The sequence below is a fragment of the Nonomuraea sp. NPDC050643 genome (assembly GCF_040654715.1).
Taxonomy (GTDB): domain Bacteria; phylum Actinomycetota; class Actinomycetes; order Streptosporangiales; family Streptosporangiaceae; genus Nonomuraea.
On the sequence record NZ_JBFAIM010000087.1, the window covers coordinates 1 to 26,832 of the forward strand.

Here is a 26,832-nt window from a genome sequence, read left to right on the forward strand (position 1 = left end):
CGCGTGCTTGCGCACGTTGGCCAGCCGCCGCCCGCCGCCCGCCGCCCGCCGCGTCGCCGCTCCCGGCGCGTCGCCGCGTCAGGGGTAGGTGTGCGAAAGGACCGGAGAAAGCCGCAGGGCCGGCGCCGTGGCTTCGGGTCGTGTGGTGGTGACCGAAAGGTGGCGCCGGCCCCCGGCCGGTGATACGGGCTAGGCCAGATCGGGGCCCGGGGTGTCGACGCCCTGGTGGTCGCGGGCCGACGCCGTGCCGAAGGTGTCGCGCAGTTGCATCTCCTGATCGATCACCCCGGCGAGCCGTCGTACGCCTTCGCGGATGCGGTCGGGCTCGGGATAGCAGTAGGACAGCCGCATGTGCCGGGCCCCGCTGCCGTCGGAGAAGAACCCGGTCCCGGGGACGAACGCCACCCGCTCCGCCACCGCCCGCGGCAGGATCGCCTTCGAGTCGAGCCCCTCCGGCAGCGTCGCCCAGACGAAGAACCCGCCCGCAGGACGGGTCCACGTGACCTCCGGCGGCATGAGCGATTCGAGAGCGTCAAGGAGGGCGTCTCTGCGCTCACGGTAGAGCTCCCTGAACGTCTTGATCTGCTCCCGCCACGGCTGCGTGGTCAGGTATTGGCCCACGGCGAGCTGCGTGAACGAGGAGTGGGACAGCACCGCCGACTCCATCGCGAGCACGAGCTTGTCGCGGATGGCGTGCGGCGCCAGCGCCCACCCGACACGGAAGCCGGGGGCGAGCGTCTTGGAGAACGAGCCCAGGTAGACGACGCCGTCGGGGTTGTCGGCCCGCAGGGCGCGCATGGGCTCACCGTCGAAGCCGAGCAGCCCGTACGGGTTGTCCTCGATGATCAGGATCCCGGCCCGCTGGCAGATGTCGAGCACCTGCTGCCGGCGGGCGATGTTCAGCGTGACGCCGCCGGGGTTGTGGAAGGTCGGGATCGTGTAGAGGAACTTGATGGGCGCCCCGGCCGTCTCCAGCGCGTAAATGGTCTGCGCCAGCGATTCGGGCACAATGCCCTGATCGTCCATGGCGATGTGAACCACTTTGGCCTGGTAGGCGGCGAATGTCCCCAAGGCCCCCACGTACGAAGGGCCCTCGGCGAGCACCACGTCGCCCGGGTCGATGAAGATCCGGGTGATCAGGTCGAGCGCCTGCTGAGATCCGACGGTGACGACCACGTCGTTCGCCCCGGCATGAATCCCCTCCAGCCGCATGACCTCGCAGATCTGCTCGCGCAGATGCGGGTCACCCTGGCCGGAACCGTACTGCAGCGCGACGGGGCCGCGCCTGGTGACGAGATCGGAGACCAGCTCGCCGACCATGTCGAGGGGAAGAGCCGTGACGTACGGCATGCCGCCGGCGAGCGAGACCACCTCTGGCCTCGATGCGACGGCGAAAAGAGCTCGGATCTCGGAAGCGACCATCCCGGTAGCTCGTGCGGCGTACCGATCGACGTAAGCGTCGATGCGCGACCCTTGGGTCGCGGGTGTCTGACCGTGATCCAGCTCTTCTGTCACGGCCCACCTCCTAGGTGTCATATCGGACCGAAATACCAGATTACGCCAGCCGGACATGTCGTACGTGACCGGGCTCGACCGTCGTGGTGTCCGCTGGCGGCATCTTCCCTGAGCTACGATGCCACCTGTGGACGCGGTTTTCGCGCGCTTTTCCGGGTCAACGATAGGGGCCGTAGTTGTCGCGCCGGCTGGTCAACATAACCCTGGACAATCTTGAAGACCTACCGCGCCGCTGCCGGCGGTGCGTGTTCTGGGAGCTCGACCCCGTCAGCGGGGAGCGCGCGGTGCAGTCGGGCGACCCGGAGCTGGAGAAGGAAGCCTGGCTCTCCGGCACGCTGCTCGAATGGGGGAGCTGCGGGAAAATCGCCTACGTCGACGGGGTGCCCGCGGGGTTCGTGATCTACAGCCCGCCGCTCTACAGCCCTCGTTCGGTCGCCTTTCCCACCTCGCCGGTGAGCGCCGACGCGGTGCTGCTGATGACGGCGCACATCATTCCCGAGTTCTCCGGTGGCGGGCTGGGGCGGATGCTGATCCAGGGTGTGGCCAAAGACCTGACGCGGCGCGGCGTGAAGGCCATTGAAGCTTTCGGAGATTTGAAGTGGGAAGAGCCTAGTTGCGTAGTTCCGGCGGAATACTTGCTTTCTGTGGGTTTTAAGACCGTACGCCCGCATTTGAGATTTCCCCGGCTGCGACTCGAACTCAAGACCGCCGTCTCGTGGCGTGAGGACGTCGAGGTGGCCTTGGAGCGGCTTCTCGGCTCCATGAGTCCGGAACGCGCCCTACGTCCCGTCTGACGGCTCCTGAGAGCCTCGTACGCGAACGCCTGGGCGTGGCACGCCGCGACCGACATGCGAAAGCCCCCCGCGGAGGCGAGGGGCTTTCGACGGTCGGAGCACACCGCCCGGCAGGGCGGGCCACCTAGGGCGTCTTAGATGATGCCCTCGAGCTCGCGCAGCAGCATGGCCTTCGGCTTGGCGCCGATGATCTGCTTCACGACCTCGCCACCCTTGTAGACGTTCAGCGTCGGGATCTGGAGCACACCGTATTGGCGCGGAACCTCAGGGTTCTCGTCGATGTTCAGCTTGACGATCTCCAGCTTGTCGCCGTGCTCGTTGGCGATCTCCTGAAGGATGGGCGCGACCTGACGGCACGGACCGCACCACTCGGCCCAGAAATCGACCAGCACGGGCTTGTCGCTCTTGAGAACCTCGGCCTCGAAATTGGCGTCGGTGACAGCCTTCACGGTGCGCTCCTTACTTCTCGTTGTTGGCCAGCCAGCGCTCTGAGTCGAGCGAGGCCGCACAGCCGGTGCCGGCCGCGGTGATGGCCTGGCGGTAGATGTGGTCGACCACGTCACCCGCGGCGAACACGCCGTCGATGTTGGTCTCCGTGGTCGGGGAGGCCACCTTGACGTAACCGTTCTCGTCGAGGTCGATCTGCCCCTTGACCAGATCGGTGCGGGGATCGTGGCCGATCGCCAGGAACAGCGCGTCGGTCGCCAGCTCGCACTCCTCGCCGGTCTTGACGTTGCGCAGCTTGACGGCCTCGACCTTGCTGTCGCCGAGCACGTCGACGACCTCGGAGTCCCACATGAAGCGGATCTTCTCGTTGGCGAGCGCCCGCTCCTGCATGATCTTGCTGGCCCGCAGCGAGTCGCGGCGGTGCACCACCGTCACCATGCGCCCGAACCTGGTCAGGAACGTGGCCTCCTCCATCGCGGTGTCGCCGCCACCGACGACCACGATGTCCTTGTTGCGGAAGAAGAACCCGTCACACGTGGCACACCAGGACACGCCGCGGCCGGACAGCCGCTTCTCGTTCTCCAGGCCGAGCTCGCGGTAGCCGGAGCCCATGGCCAGGATGACGGACTTGGCGTAGTAGGTGTCGGTGTAGGTCTTGACGACCTTCGGGTTGGCCTCGAGATCGACCTCGATCACGTCGTCGGCCACCAGCTCGGCGCCGAACCGCTCGGCCTGCTTGCGCAAGTTGTCCATGAGGTCGGGGCCCATGATGCCGTCGGGGAACCCTGGGAAGTTCTCCACATCGGTGGTGTTCATGAGTGCGCCACCCGCGGTGACGGAGCCCTCGAAGACCAGCGGCTGAAGCTCGGCGCGCGCGGAGTAGACGGCCGCGGTGTAGCCAGCTGGGCCGGATCCAATGATGATCACGTTACGAACGTCGCTCAACGCTCCACGCCTTCCTCGTCTGCTGTTGCCACCGGCGACAACAGATCCTAGGCCGTCGTGATTCCCGCACTACCCAACAACGCTCAAGACAACGCTCAGGGCAACCGAAAGAGCCCGCCGAAGCGGGCTCTGACCACGATTTCGGTTACCAGCGGCCCAGTGCGGGCTTACGCAGGTTCTTGCAGTTGAACGGGTCGACGATGTCGATGCGCACCTTCTTGGCCGCCCGCTGCTTCCACGAGGCCACGATGAGGGCCTCCTGTCCGTTGTACTGGCCCTGGTCGACCGCGAAGACGTCGAGCTTGCTCCGGTTGGAGACCGCGGTCACGCACTTGGCGGCCTGGCCGGCGTCGTCGGAGTCGCTGTGCAGGGCGGGAGCCGGGCCGAGGAAGCTGCCCAGCCGCATCCGCAGCTCATGGTCGCTGTAGTTGTGGCCGCTGTCGGTCAGCGCGTAGGCCCTGGCCGCCTGCTTGGTCTTCTCCGGCTGGGTCGGCGACTGGGATTGCTCCGCCATCGGTGGAGCAGCGACACTGCTGCCGGTGTCACCGCCGCTTGCCACCAGCAGGTTGGTGGAGGCCACGGCCGTGCCGACCACGACGGCCGCCGCGGCGGCCGCGACCGCGGGCATCGCCCAGCGCCGCCGCCGTGAGGTCCTGCTCCTGGCGGGGACGATGGCGCCGTCGTCGGAGACCACGCCGAGGCGCACCGGCTCGGTAGCCTGCGCGAAGGCCGGCTCCGGAACGAAGGCCGGCTTCGGGACCTCGACCGGTCGCTCCCACGGCGCGTCCCGCATGAGCTCATCCCAGTCCGGTGTTTCCGCGAGGCCGACACCTCCGCCGCGCCTGGAGTCCGCCTCGGCGGCCAGGGCCTTGTCGATGCGCAGTGCGACACCCATCGGCATGGCCGGTGTTGGGGTCGCCGCGAGCACCTCGCGAACCGCCGCCAGGTCGGCCAGTAGCTCCCCGCAGGGGTCGCAGACCGCGAGATGCTCGCGTACCTGGCGTGCCTTGCCGACGTCCAGGAGACCCTCGGCCAACTCGGCCAGGATTTCCAGATCGTAGTGCGTATCACCCGTCACGAAGTTCTGCTCCCTTCGCGGATGAGACGCGATTGAGGTCTGTTCGGTTCCGCAGATGCGAAAGAATTGGGGCAAGTTTCGCGCGTCCCCGCGCACACCGGCTCTTCACGGTGCCGCTGGGCACCTGGAGCACCTGAGCTGCGTCTTCGACCGAGTAGCCCATCATGTCGACCAGCACCAGCGCCGCTCGCTGGTCGTTGGGCAGCAGTTTGAGAGCAGCCGAAACCTCCATTGACACTTCACGCTCGACCGTCTGGTCGGGCAGCGGGGTCTCGCGCTCGGCGGCCTCGATGAGCTCGTCGTCGGCGACGGGCCTGACGGACTTACGGCGCATCCTGTCGAGGCAGGCGTTGACCACGATGCGGTGCAGCCACGTCGTGACGGCGGCCTCGCCGCGGAACGTGGCGGCCTTGCGGTATGCGGAGACGAAGGCGTCCTGCACGGCGTCGGCGGCCTCGTCGGGGTCACCGAGCGTGCGCAGGGCGACCGCCCACATGCGGTCGCGGTGCCTTTTGACGATTTCACTGAAGGCGTGTGGATCCCCGTTGATGTGCGCGGTCAGCAGCTCGGCGTCTGTGACCGCCGGCCGCTCCGCTGCTGAAGGTGTCTCGGGTGGGGAGTTCACAAGAGAGTTTCCTGATTATGCCGATCCGGGAGAGTGCACCACTACCTCATAGATGGTGCCATGAAAAGTGCCTGCATCCGTCGGAACGCGTGTAAACCAGATCAAAACGTACTGACCCGTTGCCGCCTCACCGGGGGCAAGGGTGGTCTTACCTGCGGCGTTCTTCTTGGTCGCCACGGTCTTCAGGGAGCCGAGCTCGGGGGAGTCGCCCACCTTCAGCTCGACGGTGGCACCGGGTGCCTCCGACAGCGTAGCCACCACGTCGCTGATCTGCATGGACTTGCCCATGTCGAGCAGCAGGCCCACGCCGTCTTTGAGTCTGCCCAGGTCGGCGCTGGTGTAGGTTTCGGTCTTCCACAACGTGCTGGGCTTGCCGTCGATGGCCAGCTTCGCCATGTCGGTCTTCTCGTCGCCGTCGCCGAGCGGGTCGAAGCCCCGGGCCTTGTCCGGCTTGACCACCTGGGCCGCGGCCGGGGCGGAGGTCGAGGTGGTGGGGCCGGCGGTCGGGGTCTCGGACGCGGTCGGGCTGCCCAGGCTGCGCCCTATCGTCCACGCGCCGACGCCGACGGCGGCGATGACGAGCAGCACCACCAGCGTCATCAGGACCCGGTTGAGCGCGCTGCCGCCACCGCCGTGGTTGGCCGGGCGGCGCGGCGCGGGCGGCAGCGGGGGAGAGGTGCGCTGCGGGCGGTGCGCGATGTCCAGGCCCTCGGTGTGGGAGGCGGAGGCCACCGCGGGGGTCGAGGGGTAGGTGATCGGGATCGGCATGGGCTTGGCCACGTCGGCCAGCGCCTCGGCGACCTCGGACGGGCTCGTCAGCGCGCCCTGGCCCCTGCGGGACTCGGGCAGGCACGCCCGCACGGTGACCGCGTCGAGGTAGCCGGGGACGCCGGCGGTGACCTGGCGGGGTGTGCAGAAGTGGCCATCGTTCATGGGGGCCGCGGGCAGGCCGCCCTCTTCCTCGTCGCCCGGCCAGTGACCGGTCAGCCCGGCGTACAACAGCCGGCCCAGGCCCTCGGCGTCGTCGAGAGCGGGCTGGTCGGTGGTGAGCCCGTACATGGCGGCGTCCACGGCCACGCCGAGCACCTTGACCGTGCTGCCGGTCGTCCACACCAGGTGCGAGGGCTGCAGGCACAGATGGTAGAGCTGGGCCTCGTGAGCGTGGGCGAGGGCCTCGGCGGCCTCGGCCACCAGCCCGGCCGCGCGCTCGGGCTCCAGCGGCCCCGAGGCGAGCAGGTCGGTCAGCGTCTCGCCGGTGACCCACTCGCTGACGACATAGGCGGCCTTGTCGTCTTCCGCGGCGTCGAACACCTGCGTCAGGCGCGGGTCGGTCAGCCGGCTCGCGGCGCGGGCGGCCGTGACCACCTCGTGGACGCGGGGGAAACCGGGCGCGAAGGTGAGTACGGCCACGGGACGGGCCAGGATCTCGTCGATGGCCTTCCACAACGTGGCGCCTTCCGACTCGCTCACGCGGTCTTCCAGCCGGAAGCGCTCGGCGAGACGGGTGCCGGGTTCGACGGCCGACGTGCTGCTCACTGGCTCACTCCGCTAGGCCGATCGGACGTGCTCATAACTCGACTCACCTGCGTGGTGGTGTCCCACGAAGGCACGCTATGCCGGGTGGATCCGCCCACGCCCCTCCTGCTTCCATTCGCGCGTGTCGGGCTCAATGGTAGTGCCGAGTCGATTCCGCCCGCGTTCTTTACCGACCTACCCGCCTCGCGACCATCCCAACGATCGAGTTGACCTCCGGAATGCGCATTCTGTGGGCAACACCGAGATAGAGCAACATTCCCAGCCCGCCGCCGACGGCGAGCACGATCAGCGAGTTGAGGAACCCGAGGCCGCCGAACACCCCCGTGACGATCCACACCGCGGCCAGCGCGAGCACCGCCGTGGGCATGGCGGCCAGATACATCCTGGTCAACGCCATGCCGATGTCCCAGCCGCCGAGCCCTTGGACCCGGCGGCTGGCCAGCCACCAGGCCAGGACGGCGCCCAGCGCGTACGCGATCGCGTACGCCAGCGCCAGCCCCATCACCGCGTAGCGAGCCGGCAACGCCATGTAGAACAAGATCATGAGCACGGCGTTGACCACGGTCGTGCCCGCGCCGATGAAAACCGGCGTACGCGTGTCACCGAAGCTGTAGAAGACCCGCAGCAGGAGCTGGAACACCGCGAACGGCACCAGCGCGAGGCCGTAGACCTGCAGCACGTTGCCGATGTAGACGGCGTCGGCGACGCTGTTGGCGCCGTGGCCGTAGATGGGCACGGTGATCGCCGGGCCGAGCACCATGAGCAGCAGCGACACCGGCACCATGAGCGAGCAGACGAGCCGCACGCTCGACCCGAACTCACCGCGAACGTCGTTGAACCGCCCGTCGGACACGGCCCGGCTCATCCGCGGCAGCATGGCCGTGATCACCGAGACGCCGATGACGCCGTACGGAAGCTGGAAAAGCTGGAACGCCAGCGTGTACGCGCTGATCCCGTGCCCGTCGACCACGTTGCCCGCCGAGCTGGCCAGGTTGGTCGTCAGCAGGAAGCCGAGCTGGGTGACCACCACGTAGCCGATCGTCCAGACGCCGGCCTTGGCCATCTCGCCCAGCCGGGCGTTGCGCAGGTCGAAGCGGGGCACGAAGGTGAACCCGACCCGCCGCAGCGCCACGATCAGCACCGCCGCCTGGGCCACGATGCCGGCCGTGGTGCCGACGCCCAGCAGCGCCAGGTCGCCGGTGGTGACCGCGTCGACGTCGTTGCCCGAGCCGATCATGGCGTAGAGCACGAACACGCAGATGACGACCAGGTTGTTGAGCACCGGGGCCCACATGGGGGCGCCGTATCGGTCGCGGGTGTTGAGGATGGCCCCGGCCACCGCGCCCACGCCGAAGAAGGCGAGCTGCGGCAGGATGAAGCGGGCCAGCATGACCGCGACCTCGTACTTCGTGCTGCCCGCGTCCCAGTCGGTGTAGAGGTCGATCAGCAGCGGCGCGGCCAGCACGGCGGCCACCGCCACCACGAACAGCACCACCGTGGAGAGCGTCAGCAGCCGCTGCTCGTAGGCCCGGCCGCCGTCGGAGTCGTGCTGCTGGGCCCGGACGATCATCGGCACGATGACGCTGCTCAGCACGCCGAGGAGCAGCAGGTCGAGGATGCTGTAGGGGATCGCGTAGGCCGCGTTGTAGGCGTCGCCGAGGGCCGCCGTGCCGATGGCGTAGGCGAGCACCATCGTCCGCACGAACCCCGTGACCCTGGACACCATCGTGCCGGCCGCCATGATGGCGCCGGCCCGAAGCATGCGGCTCATACGGACTCACTCTCCCGGGACTTGGCGGCGCGTGCGAGCTTGCGCTCCGACCTGCGCCGCAGCACCCGCAGCACCACGGCGGCCAGCATCACGGTCAGCGCCGCGCCCACGATCACGAGGGCGATCCCGGTGTAGCCGGTGGTGCGGACCGTCAGCCGCTGCGGTTTGCCGTACGGCTGGCCGTCGGAGGTTCGGAGTTGTACGGTCACCGTCGCGTCACCGCTGACGTCGGGGGCGGCGTTCATCGGCACCTGGACCGTGCCGCTCTGCCCGCCGCCGATCTGCAACGGCTCCTTCTGCTCGAAGGTGACCTGCAACAACCCGGGGTTGTTCGACGTGACGTCGATGAAGAGCGAGATGGGCGTGCCCAGGGAGTTCTTCACGCTGATGGGCACGACGCCGTTGCTGCCCGCCAGGGTGCGCGGCCGGTCGGGACCGGCGCCGGTGATCTGGATCTCGTCGGTCCTCGCCGTGACGGCCGAGCCGACCAGCTTGGTCACCGCGCGGCCCGCCCGCGTGCCGTTGCGCCAGCCGGAGGAGGTCAGCCGCAGCACCGCCGCGTCGAAGCTCGACTGTGTCCGGCCCGTGATCAGGGCGGTGAGCTGGGCCTCCGACCAGGTCTCCTTGATCGGCGTCAGGTATTTGGCGCTCAGCTCTTCCTTGCGCTCCTGGTCGGAGTAGGTCAGGCCGGCCCGCGGGACCGACGCCTTGCTCGGCTTGATGGACTCCAGCGTGGTGAGCCGCAGCCACGGCAGCCGGTTCGCGGCCTTCATCAGCGCGGCGACGAGTGTCGGGTTCGGGTCCCAGCGCCGCGAGGGGGCGACGACCAGCGACCTGGGCGTGACCTGGCCGGGCTCCGTGGCGATCATCGCGGTCTCGGCGATGAAGCGCTGGGTGCTGAGCAGGACGGAGGTGGCCCCCGTCGGCTCGAACAGCCGGCTCAGCTCGGGGTCGGCGGTCAGCGCGGTGACCGGGCCCTTGACCGAGTCGAGCGTCGTGGCGGCGTCGGGCGTGGTCGTGGTGGGCGTCACCGGCGGCAGGTTCGTGGAGTTGAGCAGGACCCTGTTGACGTCGCTGACCGAGAGCAGGTCGAGCGCGTCGGCGTCGAGGACGCCCGCGGCCGGCCAGTTGATGTTGGTCTTCGCGTCGCGGTTGATCAGCGCCCTGGCCGTCTGCCCGCCCAGGTCGATCGCCCGCCTGGTCTGGGTGTCGAGCCCCTGGTGCGCGAGCGCGGCCACGTCGGGATCGGCGTAGGGGGTCGCGACCACCGGAGAGCTGGCCAGCGCGGTGCGCATGCTCGTCAGCCACTGCGCCGCCTCGGCGTTGGCCGGCTTCTTCTGCTCGCCGTCCTTCGTCCTGACCTTGTATCCGCCGGTGGCCATCTTCTGCAGGTCGTCGAGCAGCGCGGGGTCGACGACCCAGGTGACGCTGCTGGGCGCCGTCCGCGCGAGACCGGCCAGGTCGGCCAGGCGGCCCTTACCGGTGAGCGACTGGCTCAGCTTGTCGTCCACGAACAGGTCGTCGGTGGCCCGGTGTGGCTGGTCGATGACGGGCACCGCGATGGCCAGCCTGTTGACCGGCGGCTTCGGCACCGAGGGCGGCGCGTACGTCAGGTAGGTGCGCTGCGAGTGCATGGACACGCCGTTGGGCGCCACGTCCACGGCGATCGGGTAGACCCCGAACGAGCGATAGCCGAGCTGCACCGGGGTCGCGGTGAACTCCCAGCGCTCCGAGGAGCCGGCGGCCACGAGCGGGAGCACCATCGAGGAGTTCGACGAGACGCTGCGCGGCAGGGTCGCCTGGTTCTGGTCGGTCTGGAAGGCGGCCATGGTGGCGCGGTCGGTGAACGGCTGCGCGTCGTAGCGCAGGCGGATGTACACGTTGGACAGCGGCGTGCCCGTGTCGTTGCGGATCGTCCCGGTGAACTTGATCACGTCGGTCAGGCTCTTCGGCACGTCCGGGGTGATCGAGGTGATCGACACGGAGATGGTCTGCCGGCGTGCCTCGGCCGCGGCCGTCTTCGGCTTCACGGCAGCCGCGCTCGGCGCCGCCGCCACCATCGGGGCGAGCAACGCGGCGGACAGCGTGGCGAGCAGCGTGGCCTTACGGATCACGCGGATGCCCGAGCTGGTCTACGACGACGCACGCCCGCAATGGTACGGGTTCAGTGCCGTCGCGCGACCGCCGCACGAGTTCCTTTGGGCCGCGGCCCCCGTAGGTCCACCATCTTGCCTGGCAGAAGAGTCAGCAGGTCGAGGGCGCGCAGGGACAGTGCCGTATGGCGTTCGCCGGTGGCGGTGAAGATCGGTTCGTTGTCCGCGGAGAGACGGTCGTCGATGAACATCGGCATCGACTCGGGCAGCAGCAGCGGGCACACCAGCCCGTCCGCGTAGTCGGTGATCGCGTTGACCACGTGGGCGGGGGCGGGACGCACCTGCCGCGCGCCGAGCAGCCCGCCGACGGCTCCCGGCCGGGGCGGTGCGGAGACGGGGGCGGTGACGCCGACGACGGCCTCGCGCCCGACCCTGGTGGTGACCTCGAGCACGGTGACCACGAGGCAGCGCCCGGGCGCCGCGGAGACCGTCTCAGGCAGCTCTTCCGCGCATGTCATGGGGCGCGGAAGGCGTACGATCTCATGATGGACCTGGTGTGCGAGGAGCCAGCGGTGGATCGCGAGGGCGTCCTTCATATAGTCCTCCTTGCCTCGTTCCATGGCCCCCGACGGTCTCTTGACCGACGGTAACCCGGACCGGGTGTGGCTCGGGGGATATGTTCCGCAACCAGAAGGACCGACGTAGTTTGTCCGACTCAACTTTGACCGAAAGCCAGCAGCGGGCCATGAACGATTTGTTCCGCAAGATCGCTCCGGTGGCCGACGAGCTCGGCCGCCTGTTCGCCGCGCAGGGGCACGAGCTGGCCCTCGTCGGCGGCCCCGTACGCGACCTCCTGCTCGGCCGCATCGGCAATGACCTCGACCTGACCACCGACGCCCACCCCGAGAGGGTGCTCGAGATCGTCAGGGACTGGGCCGACTCCGTGTGGACGATCGGCATCGACTTCGGCACGGTGGGGCTGCGCAAGGGCAGCCATCTGATCGAGATCACGACGTACCGCAGCGAGTCCTACGACCCCAAGTCGCGCAAGCCCGAGGTCATGTACGGCGAGACGCTCGAGGCCGACCTCGAGCGGCGTGACTTCGCGGTCAACGCGATGGCGGTCCGCCTGCCCGGCCACGAGTTCGTCGACCCGTACGGCGGCCTGAGCGACCTGGCCGCCAAGTCGCTGCGCACGCCCGGCACCACCGAGCGCTCCTTCGACGACGACCCGCTGCGTATGCTGCGGGCCGCCAGGTTCGCCTCGCAGCTCGGCTTCTCCGTGGACGAGCAGGCGCTGGCGGCGATGACGGCGATGGCCGAGCGCATCGAGATCGTCTCCGCCGAGCGCATCCGCGACGAGCTCGACAAGCTCGTCTGCGGCGCCAACCCGCGTGAGGGGCTGCGGCTGCTGGTCGAGACGGGCCTGGCCGGGCACGTGCTGCCCGAGCTGCCCAAGCTGCGCCTGGAGATCGACGAGCACCACCGGCACAAGGACGTCTACGAGCACTCGCTGACCGTGCTCGACCAGGCCATCGCGCAGGAGGAGGACGGCAAGCCCGACCGGATCCTGCGCTGGGCGGCGCTCCTGCACGACATCGGCAAGCCCAAGACGCGCCGCCACGAGGCCGGCGGGCGGGTGTCGTTCCACCACCACGAGGTGGTCGGCGCCCAGATGACCAAGAAGCGCATGACCGAGCTGAAGTTCCCCAAAGACGTGGTGGGCGACGTCTCGCGGCTGGTGGAGCTGCACCTGCGCTTCCACGGCTACGGCACGGGGGAGTGGACCGACAGCGCGGTGCGCCGCTACGTGCGCGACGCCGGGCACCTGCTCGACCGGCTGCACAAGCTGACCAGGGCCGACTGCACCACGCGCAACAAGCGCAAGGCGGCGGCGCTGTCGCGGACCTACGACCAGCTCGAGGAGCGCATCGCCAAGCTCGCCGACGAGGAGGAGCTGGCCAAGATCCGTCCCGAGCTCGACGGCAACGAGATCCAGCGGGTGCTCGGGGTGGGGCCCGGGCCGGTGGTGGGGCAGGCGTACAAGTTCCTGCTCGAGCTCAGGCTCGACAAGGGCATGATCGGCACCGACGCGGCCACCGAGGCGCTGCTGGAGTGGGCCCGGTCAAACGACCTTGGCGCGTGACGACGTGGTGATCATCCGGTAGGCGAGCGCCGCCACGGGGTAGCCGACCGCGATGATCACGACGGCCGCGTAGGACTTGCCGTTGGAGGGCAGGATGACCGCCGACAGGGCCGCGGCGAGCACGTACATGCCGTTGAAGAGCATGTCGTAGATGGAGAACGCGCGGCCCAGATAGATGTCCTCCACGTCGCGCTGGACGGTGGTGTCGGCGCAGATCTTGACGCTCTGCCCGGCCACGCCCAGCACGAACCCGGCCACCGGCAGCCCCCACTCCTGGAACGGCAGCACCAGCGCCGCCGACAGCACGCCGGCCACCGACAGCGCGATCGGCACCCAGCGCTCGATCGTGAACCGCTCGGTGGCGTAGGGGGTGATGATCACCGCGAGGAAGTAGCCGACGCCGGAGGTGGCCAGCACCAGGGTGATCCCGCGCAGGGCGGCCTCGGGATCGCCGTCGGTGAAGTAGTAGCGGTAGAGGATGATGCCGAGCGCGGTGGCCATGCCGTAGAAGAAGCGGTGGGCGGCCATCGCGCCCATGGTGGCGGCGGCCGTGCGGTGGCGTACGAGGTGTTTGGCGCCGTCGACCAGGCCGACGAGCACGTTGCGCACGGCCTGGCGCGCCTGCGGCCGCTCGGGGTCGAACCAGGGGCCGAGCAGCCGCCGGTCCATCGTCCGCGCGACCAGCGCGCTCAGCCCGAACACCACGCCCGAGGTGACCAGGAGCAGCGCGACGCCGAAGTCGTCACCGCCGAGGACCTCGCGCAGCACGAACCCCACGCCCGCGCCCACGAACGTCACCACGGTCCCTGAGGTGGGCGTGACCGCGTTGGCCGCCATCAGCCGGTCCGCGGGCACCACGTGCGGCAGCGAGGCGCCGAGCGCGGCCAGGAAGAACCGGTTGACCCCGAGCACGGCGAGCGCCGCACCGTAGAACACCGGATCGGGCACATTGGCCGCGACGAGAGCCGCGGCCACCAGCAGCAGCGCGCCGCGCACGATCGGCGCCACCATCAGGATCTGCCGTCGTGACCAGCGGTCGATGAACACGCCCACGAACGGCCCGAGCACGCTGTAGGGGAGCAGGAGCACGGCCAGCCCGGTGGCCACGCCGAGGGCGGTCGTCTGGTTCTCGGGACTGAAGAAGGCGAATCCGGCCACTCCGAACTGGAAGATCCCATCGGAGAACTGGGAGATCAGCCGGGTGCCGAACAGCCGTCTGAAGTCCCTGCCTCGCAGGACCACGCGGAGATCGGCGACAAAAGACACGCCGCCAGCCTAGCCCCGCACCCGTCCCCTAAGATGCGTCAGAGGTTGGTGCAGCAGGTGGGCAACGGGTTCCGAGCGGTCGTCATGATCTCGTACGCTTCATAGCGTGACGACTGAGGAACACGTTGTGCTGGTCGACGACGACGGCCACGCGCTCGGCACCGCACCCAAGTCGTTGGTGCACGGCCGGGAGACCCCTCTTCATCTGGCGTTCTCCAGCTACGTCTTCGATCGCGAAGGCCGCGTGCTGCTCACGAGGCGGGCAGACCACAAGATCACCTGGCCCGGGGTGTGGACCAACAGCTGCTGCGGCCACCCGCTGCCGGGCGAGCCGCTCGACCGGGCGGTCGTGCGCCGGCTCTCCTACGAGCTCGGGCTCACGGTGGCGGGCGCCGACCTCATGCTGCCCACCTTCGCCTACCGCGCCGTCATGGCCAACGGCATCGTCGAGCACGAGCTCTGCCCGGTATACCGCGTCACGGTCGACTCTCCCGTCGCGCCGAACCCCGACGAGGTGGGGCAGACGTGGTGGATGCCGTGGAAGGAGTTCACCGAGGGGGTGCAGAACGGCATTCTGGCGATCTCGCCGTGGTGCAGGGAGCAGGTGCCCCTGCTGATGGAGCTCGGCTCCGACCCCCTGACCTGGCAGCCGGCCTCCCCGGCCGCCCTGCCCCCGGCGGCCCGCCTCTAGCCGGGCGGGCGCCGCCGGGAGCCGGCCGGTGGGCTCAGCGCTCGACTTCGCCCCGGATGAACTTCTCGACGTGGTCGCGGGCCTCGTCGTCGGAGAACTGCTTCGGCGGCGACTTCATGAAGTACGACGACGCCGACAGGATCGGCCCTCCGATCCCGCGGTCGAGGGCGATCTTGGCGGCCCGTACGGCGTCGATGATGATGCCCGCCGAGTTGGGCGAGTCCCAAACCTCGAGCTTGTACTCGAGGGTCAACGGAGTGTCACCGAACGAGCGCCCTTCCAGGCGCACGAACGCCAGCTTGCGGTCGTCCAGCCACGGCACGTGGTCGGACGGCCCGATGTGCACGTCGGCCTTGGCCATCTCGTGCGGGATCTGCGAGGTGACCGACTGCGTCTTGGAGATCTTCTTGGACTGGAGCCGGGTGCGCTCCAGCATGTTCATGAAGTCCATGTTGCCGCCGACGTTGAGCTGGTACGTGCGCAGCAGCTCCACCCCGCGGTCCTCGAACAGCTTGGCCATCACCCGGTGCGTGATCGTCGCGCCGACCTGCGACTTGATGTCGTCACCGACGATCGGCACCCCGGCCTGGGCGAACTTCTCCGCCCACACCGGGTCGGAGGCGATGAAGACCGGCAGCGCGTTGACGAAGGCGACCTTGGCGTCCAGGGCGCACTGCGCGTAGAAGCGGTCGGCCTCCTCCGAGCCCACGGGCAGGTACGACACCAGGACGTCGACCCGGCTGTCACGGAGCACCTGGACCACATCGACGGGCGTCTCGTCGGACTCCTCGATGATCTCTCGGTAGTACTCACCCAGGCCGTCGAAGGTGTGACCGCGCTGGACCGTCACTCCCGTCGGCGGCACGTCGCAGATCTTGATCGTGTTGTTCTCGCTGGCGACGATCGCCTCGGACAGATCACGACCGACCTTCTTGGCGTCCACGTCGAAGGCCGCGACGAACTCGACGTCGCCGACGTGGTAGTCGCCGAACTTCACGTGCATCAGGCCGGGCACCCGTGTGTCCGGGTCGGCGTCTTTGTAGTAGTGAACGCCCTGGACCAGCGACGACGCGCAGTTGCCGACACCGACAATGGCCACGCGAACCGAACCCATCGCACTCGCTCCCTTACTCATCATTTGACGTGCTATCTCTTTCGGGCCTCTCCTCTGACGAGGCCCGACGCTCTGTTGCGATCAGCTCGTTGAGCCAGCGCACCTCGCGCTCGACGGATTCGAGCCCGTGTCGCTGCAGCTCGAGCGTGTAGCTGTCGAGACGCTCCCTGGTGCGCGCGAGCGCGGTGCGCACCGCGTCGAGCCGCTCCTCCAGCCGGCTGCGGCGGCCTTCGAGGATGCGCAGGCGCACCTCTGCCTCGGTGTGGCGGAAGAAGGCGAAGTGCACACCGAAGCTTTCGTCCTCCCAAGCGGAGGGGCCGGCCTGCGTGAGCATGTCCTGCAGCCGTTCCTTGCCCTCCGCGGTCAGTTTGTAGACGATCTTCGACCTGCCGCCGACGATCGCGGCCGGGGCGGGCTGCTCCTCCGCTATGAGGCCCTGACCCAGCAGTGAGCGCAGGCAGGGGTACAGCGATCCATAGGAGAACGCACGGAACATCCCCAGCAGGGCGTTGAGCCGTTTGCGCAGCTCATAGCCGTGTAGCGGTGTCTCGTGCAGCGAGCCGAGCACGGCAAGTTCCAGGACCCTGCCCTGTCCGCTGGCCACGGGAACCGTCCCCTCTCGCGTCGATGTATCGAGCCGATACATCACGAGGATACCCTCCGAGTGCCATATGCCTGCAATCTGTGAATCTGCCAAGCCGTTGGGATGAACCCGCGAAACGCCGTAGTCTGGCGCTCATGTGGTCGCAGCGAAGGGTGGTGGATTACGGCCTCGCGAAAAGGGCGGTGGTCCGCTCCCTGCGTGCCGGGCGGGCATCGCGCGGTGAAGTCTGCGACGCACAGCCCTACCTCCTTCGCGCGGCGCGCCACTTCGGCGAGCCGACCGAACGCCTCTGCCCGGTCTGCGAAAAGGAGAACGTCACCAACGTGACCTATGTCTACGGCGACGCCCTCGGGCGGCAGGCCGGTCAGGCGAAGGTCATGTCAGAACTCGTCGCCATGGCCCATGATTACGATGAGTTCCGGGTGTACGTTGTCGAGGTCTGCCAAGGTTGTTCCTGGAATCACCTGACGGTTTCGTACGTGCTCGGGAACGGACCGCCTGACCTCGTCGGCCACGCGTGAAGAACTGAGGGCGGCGAGAAACCTCACGCCCAACCGCCGTTTTTGTTTCCGACGACGTTGTGAGGACGTGTGAGTAACAGCATGAATGAGGGGACGCCTCGCCAGGGAAGGCGGCGCCGTTCCAGCTCATCCCGTTCTGTGCCCCAAGGTTCTCCTCCCCAAACCGGCGAATCGACCTGGGGAGCGGCGCAGCCGCCGCGTCGTGCGGAAGCCGCGTATGAGCAGACGGGCGCCATGGCCGCGCAGCCTTATGACGAGCCGCCCAGGCGCGGGGCGCCGCCTCCCGGTTACGGTGAGCAACCGCCCGGCCGTGGTGAGCAGCAGCAACAGCCGCCGCGCTCGCGCGCCCGCCAGGACCCGCGCACGGTGAGCGGCCAGGAGACGATCGTCAGTGACGCGCCGCGGCGCTCGCGCCGACGGGGTCAGGGCGAGCCGCCCGAGCCTCCGGGCCCGCCGACGAAGAAGGGCGGCGGCGGCCGGGGCGGCTGGCGCAGGTTCGTGCCGAGCTGGAAGATCGTCGTGGCCGGCACCGTGGTGCTCGCCGCCGGCCTCTTCGGCATGATCATGGTCGCGTATGCCAACACCCCGGTGCCGAAAGACGTCCAGGGCGAGGCCACGGCGCAGCAGAGCACCATCTACTACCGAGACGGCAAGAGAGAGATCGCCAAGCTCGGCTTCAAGCGCGAGATCGTCCCGATCGAGAAGATGGCGCAGAGCGTCAAGGACGCCGCGGTGGCCATCGAGAACAAGACGTTCTACGAGGACTCCGGCATCTCCATCTCCGCCATGTTCCGATCGGTGTACATGACGGCGACGGGGCAGCAGCTCCAGGGCGCCTCGACGATCACCCAGCAGATGGCCCGTAACTACTACGACGGCCTCAGCCAGGAAGTGTCCATCAAGCGCAAGGTCATGGAGATCTTCGTCGCGGTCAAGCTCGACGACGAGCTGACCAAGGACGAGATCCTGGCCAACTACCTCAACACCATCAACTTCGGCCGCGCCTACGGCGTCGAGGCCGCCGCGAAGGCGTACTTCGGCAAGGACGCCACCGCCGCCAAGCTGACCCCCGAGCAGGGGGCCTACCTGGCCGCGCGCATCCAGCAGCCGAACTGGGACCACAACTCCCCTGAGCTCCAGGCCCGTTTCAAGACCGTCGTCCAGTACATGGCCGAGCAGTGGCCCGACCGCTACGGCTCGCTGCCGCAGACCGCCAAGTTCCCCCAGACGCAGAAGAGCAGCGGCCCCAACGAGATGGCCGGCATCAGGGGCTACATGGTCAGGGAGGTCCTGAACGAGCTCGAGAGCCGCGGCCTCACCGAGGAGAAGATCAAGAGCGGCGGCTACGACATCATCTCGACCTTCGACCGGAGGTTGATGAAGGCCGCCCAGACCGCGGTGAAGGAGACGCGCAAGGCGTTCAACATGTCCACCGAATACCACGCGGGCCTGGCCGCGGTGGACCCGAAGCACGGGCGCGTGCTGGCCTTCTACGGTGGTGACAACTACCTCACCGACCCGTGGAACGAGCCCTTCCAGTCGACCAAGCAGGCCGCCTCCGCCTTCAAGCCGTACGTGCTGGCCGCCTGGCTGCAGGCCGGCTACTCGCTCAAGAGCTTCGTGCCCGGCAACCAGACGGTCCCGAAGGTGCTTCCCGGCCAGCAGCCGGGCGGCATCAAGAACAGCCACAACGTCGGCGCGGCCGTCGACGTGGTCAAGGCCACGGCGCAGTCGGTCAACACGGCGTACGTCTCGATGGCGTTCGCGCTGCCGAACCAGCTCGACGACGTCAAGAACCTCGTCAAGGCCGCCGGCTTCAACGAGAAGCGCATGGACGACGACGTCAGCGTGCACCACTACCAGTTCGCCATCGGCAGCGCCCTGGTGACGCCCGTGGAGCAGGCCGCCGGTTACGCGATCTTCGCCAACGGCGGGAAATACGTCCGCTACCACGTCGTCAAGGAAGTCAAGCTCAAGAAGCAGGTCGTCTACGGCGAGCAGGCGAGCCCCAAGCCGGTCATCGACCCGGGCGTGGCCGCCGACGCCACCGTCGCCATGGAAGCGGTCCTGACGAACGGCACCGCGCAGGGCAAGGGCCTGGGCAACAGGCCGGCCGCCGGCAAGACCGGGACGAACAACGACGAGAAGGAAGCCTGGTTCGTCGGCTACACGCCGCAGATCTCCACGGCCGTCGGGTTCTACCGCGAGGAGTGCAGGACCAAGACCGGCAAGGTCGTCCCGCCCCAGCACTCCAACTGCCCCGTCTTCCGCAAGGGCAGCAAGAAGTACACCTGGGACAACCCCTACACCAAGCCCTTCGAGGTGTCCCTGAACTTCGAGGGCGCGGGCCCGCCCACGATCGCCTGGCAGAAGTTCATGACGCTCGCCCACCAGGGGCTGCCGGTCGAGGAGTTCCCGGACCGGGCCGAGGTCGGCGTGCCGGAGAACATCGTGCCGAGCCCGACGCCCACTCCGACGCCGACGCCGGAAGCGGAGGAGAACCCGTTCGACGACGAGAACCCGTTCGACCAGGGCAACGAGGACGACTGCCTCATCGGCTGCGGTGACGACACCAACCCCGACGAGGACGTGACGATCGACGACGGCAGCGGGGAGCCCGGTCCGCAGACGACGGCCGACGACGCGGGCGTCGCGGGTGGCGGGTCGGCGCCTGATCCGAGATATCGCCGGCCTGACTCGATCATGACCAGGCCAGAGGACCAGTGACGAGCACGGAGGCACGCGCGCCCTGGGCGATGCGTGCCGTCCCGTACCTTCCTCTGGGGCTGATCGCGGCCCTGGGGGCCACCCTTGCCTACGTGGTGCGGCTGCCCTGCCGTACCGGAGGGTGGAACGACCAGGTCACGACGTACACGAACTTCTGTTACACCGACATCTACCCCCTCTACTTCGACCGGGAGCTGGCCACCCAGAACCCCTACTTCGCCGCCGTGCCGTTCGACAAGCAGGTCGAATACCCGGTCGTGCTGGGCGAGGTCATGCAGGTGTTCAGCTGGCTGGCGCGGTGGCTGGAGGTCGACAAGGTCGCGCAGGCGGTCCGGTTCTACGACCTGACCGTGATCCTGCTCGGCGTCAGCCTGGTGGTCGGCGTGCTGCTGATGGCCGCGGTCATCGGGCCCACCCGGCCGTGGGACGCCCTCTGGTACGCCGTCGCGCCGGCGGTGATCCTGGCCGCCTACATCAACTGGGACCTGGTGGCGGGCGCCCTGTCCATGGGCATGCTGCTGGCCTGGAAGCGCCGCAGGCTGGTGCCGGCCGGGGTGTTGCTGGGGCTGGCGATCGCGACCAAGTTCTATCCGCTGATGTTCGTGGGCGCGTTGTTCCTGCTGACGCTGCGCACCTGGCAGTGGCGGCCGTTCCTGATCACCATGGCGTCGGCCGCGGGCGCGTGGATCGCGGTCAACGCGCCGTTCATGATCTTCGCGTGGGACGGCTGGCGCCGCTTCTACGTCTTCTCCCAGGAGCGCGGGGTCGACTGGGGCTCGCCGTGGCTGTTCTTCCAGCGCAAGGAATGGGCGGTGGTGGGCGAGCTCGACGTGAGCACGCTCGGCATGGTGTCGCTGGGCGTCATGTGCCTGGGGATCGCCGTGCTCACGCTGGCCGCGCCGCGCCGGCCCAGGCTGGCGCAGATCTGCTTCCTGGCGCTGGCCGCCTTCATGATGACGAACAAGGTGTGGTCGCCGCAGTTCGTGCTCTGGCTGGTGCCGTTCGCCGTGCTGGCCCGGCCCAACTGGAAGCCGCTGGCGCTGTGGCAGCTCGCCGAGGTCTGGTACTTCGCCGCGATCTGGCTCTACCTGCTCTCCCAGCCGCCGCTGCAGCGGGAGGACCTGGGCATCGGCGACGACACCTACTTCACCGCGGTCTGGGGCCGTGTCATCACGATCGGCATCATGATGGCGTTCGTCGTACGCGACATCCTGCGCCCCGACAAGGACGTGATCCGGCGCGCCGGCATCGACGACCAGGCAGGCGGGGTGTTCGAGGACGCCCCTGACCGGTTCACGCTTTCTTCTCTCGCACGATGATCACACGCTCGGCCGGCCGGGACGCGCTGCTGCTCTGGTTCGGCTCGCGGGCCGGGCTGCTGATCGCCACGCTGTTCGGGGTCGCGCTGGGCGAATACCTCAACAAGTGGCACAAGTGGGACGCCACGCTGTTCGTCACGATCGCCCGGTACGGCTACGACGGCGAGCCCGGCAGGCCGCCGGACGACGGTCTGCCGGCGTTCTTCCCCGGGCTGCCGGCGGTGCTGCGCATGGTGCACGTCGTGATCCCGGACTGGACGGCGGCCGGGCTGCTGATCTCGCTGGTGTCCGGGGCGGTGGCCATGGTGGCGCTGGCCCGGCTCGCCGAGCTCGAAGGCATCGACGGCTGGATGGCCGTGCTGGCGCTGCTGCTCTTCCCGACGGCGGTCTTCCTGGTCGCGGGCTACAGCGAGTCGCTCTTCCTGGCGTTCGCGATCCCGGCGTGGCTGGCGGCCCGGCGGGGACAGTGGTCGGCGGCGGCCTTCCTGGCCGCGGGGGCGTCCTGTGTGCGGATCACGGGGCTGTTCCTGGCGATCGCGCTGGTGGTGGAGTTCGTGGCGAGCAGGGAGTCGCCGCGGCAGGCGGGGTGGCTGGTGGTGCCGTTCGCGCCGCTGGTGGCGTACTCGTACTACCACTACAGCAGGTCGGGCGACTGGCTGGCGTGGAAGCACGCGCAGGAGGCGGGCTGGGGGCGGGACTTCGCGTGGCCGTGGGAGGCGCTGCGGACGACCTGGGACCAGGCCATGGGCTCCGGCGACTTCGCGGTGGCCTTCCGCATGGAGATCGCCGGGGCCGCGGTGGCCATGGCCGGGCTGGTGTGGCTGCTCCTGCTGCGCAGGTGGAGCGAGGCCGTCTACGTGGGCACGCAGGCGGCGGCGCTCATGACGTCGGCGTACTACCTGTCGATCCCGCGCATGCTGGTGCTGTGGTTTCCGCTGTGGATCCTGATCGCCCGGGTCGCGACGAGGAGGGCCTGGGTGATCGCCCTCTATGCGCTGATCTCCGGGCCGCTCATGATAGGCAACGCCGGCCGGTTCCTCAGTGGCGCGTGGGCGGGCTGACCTCTATACCCGCTTTCTCGTCTCGGTAATCCAGGGAAGTTATCCACAGGCTGTGTGTATTCGCTAGAGGTTCTTCCTCAGGAACGCGATGTCGTCCGCCTGGCCCTCGGCGGGGGTCTCCACCACGATCGGCGCGCCGGCCGCGCGGCAGACCGCGAGGATCAGCTCGGGATCGATCGTGCCCTGGCCGAGGTTGGCGTGCCGGTCGGCGCCCGAGTCGAAGTCGTCGCGCGAGTCGTTGCAGTGGACGAGGTCGATGCGGCCGGTGATGGCCTTGACCCGCTCGACCAGGTCGACCAGCTCCTCGCCGCCGGCGTGGGCGTGGCAGGTGTCGAGGCAGAAGCCCACGTCGAACCCGTCGAGGGCGTCCCAGAGGCGGGCGATGCGCTCCAGCCTGCGCGCCATCGCGTTGCCGCCGCCCGCGGTGTTCTCGATCAGCACGGGGATGGGGCACTCCATGCGCTCGAACACCTTGCGCCAGTTGTCGAACCCGGCCTGTGGATCGTCGTTCTTGTTGAGGTGGCCGCCGTGCACGACCAGGCCCTTGGCGCCGAGCCCCGCGGCCGCCTTCAGATGCTGCTCCAGCAGTTTGCGGCTGGGGATCCTGATGCGGTTGTTGGTGGTCGCCACGTTGATCAGATAGGGGGCGTGGATGTAGACGTCGACCCCCTCGACCGGGTTGGGGGGAAGCACGGGCTTGTCATAGCCCTGAGGGTCGCCGAGGAAGAACTGCACCACCTCGGCTCCCACCGCCTCGGCGTGAGCGGCGGGATCGTCCTGGTGCACGTGGGCTCCGATGCGCATGCCCCCGAGACTACGCCGGAGCGGGGAGCCCGGGGGCGAGAGCGGTGGCTCGCGCGGCCTGGTAGAGGTCTCACCGGGACCGGGTTTCGGACGGGCGTACCAGGGCAGTCGGGAGGCACCCCCTACCCGAGGAGAAAACACTATGAGCCGCTGGCGCTTACGAGCGCTGATCGTCTTGGTCTACGTCGTCATCGGCATCTACGTCGCCTGGGTGTACGACTACATCACGCCGGGGCTGCTGAAGGATCTCGCCGAAGCCTTGCTCGCCGTCTTCCTCTGGTTCCTGGTCCTGCTCGGCATCGACCTGAACATCGGGTGAACGACATATCGCGCGGCCCCGGGACGAACCCGGGGCCGTCGCTCATGCGTGGGGCAGGAAACCGCCGTGAGCGATGCCCAGCGCGGCCCCCACGAACGAGGCCACGAGCCCGATGACGTTGAGTGAGCGCTGCGGTGTGGTCGCCGAGATGTATTGAGAGTAGAGACCGACCCCGAAGCCGAGCGTGCCGACCCACGCGGAGATCGCGTGCGCGGCGGGCCAGAACGTGGAGACGAACGCCACGATGCCGAGCGCCAGGGTGGCGACGGCGAGGACGTTTTCCATCGGGTGCGGACGTCCGTCCGTGTTGAGCGTGAGCCTGAACCGCTCCCTCTCGGAGGGCTGGAGCACATGTGGCAAAGCCACCACCCCCTTGTTTTCCTACAGGCCTTCCCACCTACTCGCGGCTGGTAACCTTGGGCACGCTGCGTTGTGATGGGTGATCCATCGCCCCGGGGTGCCGAAATGGGCCGCCTGGGGGCAAACGTCAGCGTCCTCCTGTCACGGCAGAGTGTCGTGACCGCAAGAGTCCAGAGGAGGTTGGAGTCCCGCATGCGTCGTTACGAAGTAATGGTCATTCTGGACCCTTCGCTCGATGAGCGCACTGTCGCGCCGTCCCTCGACCAGTTCCTCACCGTGGTCCGCAATGACGGCGGCACCGTGGAGAAGGTCGACGTCTGGGGCCGTCGCCGTCTCGCCTACGACATCGACAAGAAGTCGGAAGGCATCTACGCCGTCGTCGACCTGTCCGCGGAGCCCGCGACGGTCAAGGAGCTCGACCGGCAGATGAACCTCAACGAGGGCATTCTGCGTACGAAGGTCCTGCGTCCGGACGTGCACTAACCCCGGGTCGTCAACCCCGGCTTTTGTCGGGGCCGCCCCGTACATTGAGCCGTAACCCAAGCGAAGGCGTGCAGGAAGGCGAGCGCTAGCCATGGCAGCAGGCGACACCGTAATCACCATCGTCGGCAACCTTGTCGACGACCCGGAGCTGCGCTTCACCCCGACGGGGCAAGCGGTGGCTCGATTCCGCATCGCGTCCACTCCGCGGTTCATGGATCGCCAGACCAACGAGTGGAAGGATGGCGAGAGCCTCTTTCTGACCTGCAACGTGTGGCGGCAGGCGGCGGAGAACGCCGCCGAGAGCCTCCAGCGCGGCATGCGGGTCATCGTGCAGGGGCGGCTCAAGCAGCGGTCTTACGAGACCAAGGAAGGCGAGAAGCGCACGGTCTACGAGGTCGAGGTCGACGAGGTCGGCCCGTCTCTGCGTAACGCCACCGCCAAGGTCAACCGCACCTCCCGTCAGGGTGGCGGCGGTGGCGGCGGCGGCTTCGGCGGCGGACCCGCCGACGACCCGTGGGCCTCCGCGTCGCCCGCTCCGCCTCAGGGAGGCGGCGGCTTCCAGGGCGGTGGCGGCGGCGGCAACTACGGTGGCGGCGGCGGCGGTCAGCAGAGCGGCGGCGGCTTCGGCGGCGGCGGCAACGACTTCAGCGACGAACCGCCTTTCTAAACCCAGTCCACAAGCCCGAGTCCATTCCCGCTCTGACTGCGGGGCTCTGAAAGGAGCACCACGATGGCGAAGCCGGCACTGCGCAAGCCCAAGAAGAAGGTTTGCCTGTTCTGCCACGACAAGATCTCCTACGTCGACTACAAGGACACGGCCCTGCTGCGGAAGTTCATTTCCGACCGCGGCAAGATCCGTGCGCGCCGGGTGACGGGCAACTGCACCCAGCACCAGCGCGACGTGGCGACCGCGATCAAGAACGCCCGTGAGGTGGCTCTGCTGCCTTACACGAGCACCGCGCGCTAAGGAGGCCTGCCGCTATGAAGCTCATCCTCACCAACGAGGTCTCCGGCCTCGGCGCCCCTGGCGACGTCGTCGAGGTCAAGGACGGCTACGGCCGTAACTACCTCATTCCGCGTGGCTACGCCATGCGCTGGACGCGCGGGGCCGAGAAGCAGATCGACACCATTCGCAAGGCTCGTGACGCTCGCGAGATCCGCGACCTGGGCACCGCGAAGGAGGTCGCCGGCCAGCTCGGCGCCCTGCGCGTGCGCCTGACCACCCGCGCGGGCGACTCCGGTCGGCTGTTCGGCTCGATCACCACGGGCGACATCGCCGACGCCGTCAAGGCGGCCGGTGGCCCGCTGCTCGACCGCCGCCGCATCGAGATCCCCAACCCGATCAAGAGCGTCGGCTCCCACCGCATCACGGTGAAGCTCCACCCGGAGGTTTCCGCCGCGGTCGACGTCGAGGTCGTCGCGGGCTGACCTCTCAGTGAAAGGGCCTCCCTCCGTGGGGGGCCTTTTTCATTGCTTCTCTTTACGACCCTTCCTTTACGGCCAGCCCCCGCCCCGCCACCCGCCGCAGGTGGCTGAGGGCCCTCCAGGAAACGGCCGCTGACCCTTCACCGGCGCGCCGCCGACACGCGAGCCCACGTGGACCGATTACCGCACTCACCGATTGCCGCACTCACCGATTACCGCCGTCGTCGATTGCCGTGGTCAAGGTGTACCTGGCACCGTATTTCCTATTCGGGCAGCGTAGAATGCCGTCGTTTCTCCGGCACGTTCCCCCTGGAGGCTTGGCCATGGCCCGTCCCCTGATGCTGCTCGCGCTCGCGGTGGCGGTCGTCGGCTGTGCGCCGGTCGACGACACGGCGAGCACCACGGCCGCCGCCCCCACGACGTCCACGGCCTGCACCAAGGAGCAACTCCAGCTCCGCACCCCCGGCAAGCTGACCATCGGGACCGACAAGCCCGCCTATGAGCCCTGGTTCAAGGACGACGATCCGGGCAACGGGCAGGGGTTCGAGAGCGCGGTGGCCTTCGCCGTGGCGGGGGAGCTCGGCTTCGACCGCAGCGAGGTGCAGTGGAGCACCGTGAAGTTCGACTCCGCGTTCGCGCCCGGGGAGAAGCAGTTCGACTTCGACATCAACCAGGTGTCGATCACCCCCAAGCGGTCCGAGGTGGTCGACTTCAGCAAGGGCTACTACACGGTCAAGCAGGCGATCGTGGCGGTCGAGGGTAGTAGGTTCGCCGCGGCGAAGAGCCTGGCCGAGCTGGCGGACGCGAAGATCGGCGTACAGGTCGGGACGACCTCGCTGGCCGCGGTCACGAACGTCATCAAGCCGGCCGACGACCCCAACGTCTACAACGAGCAGATCGACGCCGTGAACGCGCTGAAGAACAAGCAGGTGGACGCGCTCGTCGTGGACCTGCCGACGGCGTTCTACGTCACGGCGGCCCAGGTCGAGAAGTCCAGGATCGTGGGCCAGTTCAGCTCGACGGGCGGCACGCCGGAGGAGTTCGGGCTGGTCATGGAGAAGGGCAGCGCGTTGAAGCCCTGCGTGGACAAGGCCGTGGACGCGCTGAAGACCAAGGGCGACCTGGCCAAGATCGAGCAGGAATGGCTCGGCTCCGCCGCGGGCGCGCCCGAGCTGCAGTGACTCCCGC

27 protein-coding genes are annotated in these 26,832 nt (G+C 68.5%); 13 read left to right on the forward strand and 14 right to left on the reverse strand.

Annotated elements, in window-relative coordinates:
- Positions 1-189: 189 nt before the first annotated feature.
- Complete coding sequence (locus tag AB0I15_RS58675) at positions 190-1,422, reverse strand: PLP-dependent aminotransferase family protein (RefSeq protein ID WP_358117651.1); 1,233 nt, start codon at positions 1,420-1,422, stop codon at positions 190-192.
- A gap of 269 nt (positions 1,423-1,691) precedes the next feature.
- Here AB0I15_RS58675 and AB0I15_RS58680 point away from each other — a divergent pair, with 269 nt between their 5' ends.
- Positions 1,692-2,309 carry a GNAT family N-acetyltransferase gene (locus AB0I15_RS58680; protein ID WP_358117654.1) on the forward strand — a complete coding sequence of 206 codons (618 nt, stop codon included), beginning with the start codon at positions 1,692-1,694 and terminating at the stop codon, positions 2,307-2,309.
- Positions 2,310-2,443: 134 nt separating this feature from the next.
- Here AB0I15_RS58680 and trxA read toward each other — a convergent pair whose 3' ends face one another.
- The 8 genes from trxA to AB0I15_RS58720 all read right to left on the reverse strand — a co-directional run bounded on the left by trxA (position 2,444) and on the right by AB0I15_RS58720 (position 11,400).
- Complete coding sequence (gene trxA / locus AB0I15_RS58685) at positions 2,444-2,758, reverse strand: thioredoxin (RefSeq protein ID WP_358117656.1); 315 nt, start codon at positions 2,756-2,758, stop codon at positions 2,444-2,446.
- 10 nt (positions 2,759-2,768) lie between these two features.
- A complete protein-coding gene (gene trxB / locus AB0I15_RS58690) occupies positions 2,769-3,701 on the reverse strand; it encodes a thioredoxin-disulfide reductase (protein WP_358117659.1) in 933 nt (310 codons plus the stop codon).
- A 145-nt stretch (positions 3,702-3,846) separates the two neighbouring features.
- Complete coding sequence (locus AB0I15_RS58695; RefSeq protein WP_358117662.1) at positions 3,847-4,779, reverse strand: hypothetical protein; 933 nt, start codon at positions 4,777-4,779, stop codon at positions 3,847-3,849.
- Complete coding sequence (sigM, locus tag AB0I15_RS58700; RefSeq protein ID WP_138693272.1) at positions 4,769-5,404, reverse strand: RNA polymerase sigma factor SigM; 636 nt, start codon at positions 5,402-5,404, stop codon at positions 4,769-4,771. The genes AB0I15_RS58695 and sigM overlap by 11 nt, the downstream gene beginning before the upstream one ends.
- A gap of 15 nt (positions 5,405-5,419) precedes the next feature.
- Positions 5,420-6,940: a protein kinase family protein gene (locus tag AB0I15_RS58705; protein WP_358117664.1), complete on the reverse strand. Its 1,521-nt coding sequence runs from the start codon at positions 6,938-6,940 to the stop codon at positions 5,420-5,422.
- A gap of 166 nt (positions 6,941-7,106) precedes the next feature.
- Complete coding sequence (gene murJ, locus AB0I15_RS58710) at positions 7,107-8,711, reverse strand: murein biosynthesis integral membrane protein MurJ (RefSeq protein ID WP_358117667.1); 1,605 nt, start codon at positions 8,709-8,711, stop codon at positions 7,107-7,109.
- Positions 8,708-10,825, reverse strand: coding sequence for a DUF6049 family protein (locus tag AB0I15_RS58715; RefSeq protein WP_358117669.1), 2,118 nt, complete (start codon positions 10,823-10,825; stop codon positions 8,708-8,710). The genes murJ and AB0I15_RS58715 overlap by 4 nt, the downstream gene beginning before the upstream one ends.
- A 50-nt stretch (positions 10,826-10,875) precedes the next feature.
- Positions 10,876-11,400, reverse strand: coding sequence for a YbaK/EbsC family protein (locus AB0I15_RS58720; RefSeq protein ID WP_358117672.1), 525 nt, complete (start codon positions 11,398-11,400; stop codon positions 10,876-10,878).
- A gap of 149 nt (positions 11,401-11,549) precedes the next feature.
- Here AB0I15_RS58720 and AB0I15_RS58725 point away from each other — a divergent pair, with 149 nt between their 5' ends.
- Positions 11,550-12,950, forward strand: a complete 1,401-nt coding sequence (locus AB0I15_RS58725) for a CCA tRNA nucleotidyltransferase (RefSeq protein WP_358117675.1) — start codon at positions 11,550-11,552, stop codon at positions 12,948-12,950.
- Here AB0I15_RS58725 and AB0I15_RS58730 read toward each other — a convergent pair.
- A complete protein-coding gene (locus AB0I15_RS58730; protein WP_358117677.1) occupies positions 12,930-14,216 on the reverse strand; it encodes an MFS transporter in 1,287 nt (428 codons plus the stop codon). The genes AB0I15_RS58725 and AB0I15_RS58730 overlap by 21 nt on opposite strands.
- Before the next feature lie 106 nt (positions 14,217-14,322).
- On the opposite strand from AB0I15_RS58730, the gene idi reads away from it, so the two are divergent.
- On the forward strand, positions 14,323-14,907 hold the full coding sequence (idi, locus tag AB0I15_RS58735) for an isopentenyl-diphosphate Delta-isomerase (protein WP_358117680.1): 585 nt from the start codon (positions 14,323-14,325) through the stop codon (positions 14,905-14,907).
- A 34-nt stretch (positions 14,908-14,941) separates the two neighbouring features.
- Here the strand turns inward: idi and AB0I15_RS58740 are convergent, their stop codons facing one another.
- Both AB0I15_RS58740 and AB0I15_RS58745 read right to left on the reverse strand, forming a co-directional pair.
- Complete coding sequence (locus AB0I15_RS58740; RefSeq protein WP_358117683.1) at positions 14,942-16,021, reverse strand: inositol-3-phosphate synthase; 1,080 nt, start codon at positions 16,019-16,021, stop codon at positions 14,942-14,944.
- A 13-nt stretch (positions 16,022-16,034) separates the two neighbouring features.
- A complete protein-coding gene (locus tag AB0I15_RS58745) occupies positions 16,035-16,625 on the reverse strand; it encodes a PadR family transcriptional regulator (RefSeq protein WP_358117686.1) in 591 nt (196 codons plus the stop codon).
- A 134-nt stretch (positions 16,626-16,759) separates the two neighbouring features.
- Here AB0I15_RS58745 and AB0I15_RS58750 point away from each other — a divergent pair, with 134 nt between their 5' ends.
- From AB0I15_RS58750 to AB0I15_RS58765, 4 genes are all read left to right on the forward strand, one after another.
- Positions 16,760-17,146: a DUF5318 family protein gene (locus AB0I15_RS58750; RefSeq protein WP_358117688.1), complete on the forward strand. Its 387-nt coding sequence runs from the start codon at positions 16,760-16,762 to the stop codon at positions 17,144-17,146.
- Between the two features lie 234 nt (positions 17,147-17,380).
- The gene (locus tag AB0I15_RS58755; protein WP_358117691.1) at positions 17,381-19,873 is read left to right on the forward strand and encodes a transglycosylase domain-containing protein; all 2,493 of its coding nucleotides are present in this window, start codon (positions 17,381-17,383) and stop codon (positions 19,871-19,873) included.
- Positions 19,870-21,192: a glycosyltransferase 87 family protein gene (locus AB0I15_RS58760; protein WP_358117694.1), complete on the forward strand. Its 1,323-nt coding sequence runs from the start codon at positions 19,870-19,872 to the stop codon at positions 21,190-21,192. Before AB0I15_RS58755 ends, AB0I15_RS58760 begins: the two co-directional genes overlap by 4 nt.
- Entirely contained in the window at positions 21,189-22,253 is a 1,065-nt protein-coding gene (locus AB0I15_RS58765; protein WP_358117698.1) for a mannosyltransferase family protein, read from the forward strand. The genes AB0I15_RS58760 and AB0I15_RS58765 overlap by 4 nt, the downstream gene beginning before the upstream one ends.
- A 63-nt stretch (positions 22,254-22,316) precedes the next feature.
- Here the strand turns inward: AB0I15_RS58765 and AB0I15_RS58770 are convergent, their stop codons facing one another.
- Positions 22,317-23,057 carry a deoxyribonuclease IV gene (locus AB0I15_RS58770; protein WP_358117700.1) on the reverse strand — a complete coding sequence of 247 codons (741 nt, stop codon included), beginning with the start codon at positions 23,055-23,057 and terminating at the stop codon, positions 22,317-22,319.
- A gap of 142 nt (positions 23,058-23,199) precedes the next feature.
- Here AB0I15_RS58770 and AB0I15_RS58775 point away from each other — a divergent pair, with 142 nt between their 5' ends.
- The gene (locus AB0I15_RS58775; RefSeq protein ID WP_358117702.1) at positions 23,200-23,376 is read left to right on the forward strand and encodes a hypothetical protein; all 177 of its coding nucleotides are present in this window, start codon (positions 23,200-23,202) and stop codon (positions 23,374-23,376) included.
- 42 nt (positions 23,377-23,418) lie between these two features.
- Here the strand turns inward: AB0I15_RS58775 and AB0I15_RS58780 are convergent, their stop codons facing one another.
- Positions 23,419-23,727 (reverse strand): hypothetical protein, encoded by a 309-nt coding sequence (locus AB0I15_RS58780; protein WP_358117805.1) that lies wholly within the window; start codon positions 23,725-23,727, stop codon positions 23,419-23,421.
- 201 nt (positions 23,728-23,928) lie between these two features.
- Between AB0I15_RS58780 and rpsF the strand changes: the two genes are divergently transcribed.
- The 5 genes from rpsF to AB0I15_RS58805 all read left to right on the forward strand — a co-directional run bounded on the left by rpsF (position 23,929) and on the right by AB0I15_RS58805 (position 26,825).
- On the forward strand, positions 23,929-24,219 hold the full coding sequence (gene rpsF, locus AB0I15_RS58785; RefSeq protein ID WP_358117705.1) for a 30S ribosomal protein S6: 291 nt from the start codon (positions 23,929-23,931) through the stop codon (positions 24,217-24,219).
- Between the two features lie 91 nt (positions 24,220-24,310).
- Positions 24,311-24,886: a single-stranded DNA-binding protein gene (locus AB0I15_RS58790; RefSeq protein WP_358117708.1), complete on the forward strand. Its 576-nt coding sequence runs from the start codon at positions 24,311-24,313 to the stop codon at positions 24,884-24,886.
- 63 nt (positions 24,887-24,949) lie between these two features.
- Complete coding sequence (gene rpsR, locus AB0I15_RS58795; protein WP_020543048.1) at positions 24,950-25,186, forward strand: 30S ribosomal protein S18; 237 nt, start codon at positions 24,950-24,952, stop codon at positions 25,184-25,186.
- Positions 25,187-25,200: 14 nt separating this feature from the next.
- Complete coding sequence (gene rplI / locus AB0I15_RS58800) at positions 25,201-25,647, forward strand: 50S ribosomal protein L9 (protein ID WP_358117710.1); 447 nt, start codon at positions 25,201-25,203, stop codon at positions 25,645-25,647.
- Between the two features lie 320 nt (positions 25,648-25,967).
- Positions 25,968-26,825, forward strand: coding sequence for an ABC transporter substrate-binding protein (locus AB0I15_RS58805; protein WP_358117713.1), 858 nt, complete (start codon positions 25,968-25,970; stop codon positions 26,823-26,825).
- Positions 26,826-26,832: the final 7 nt, after the last annotated feature.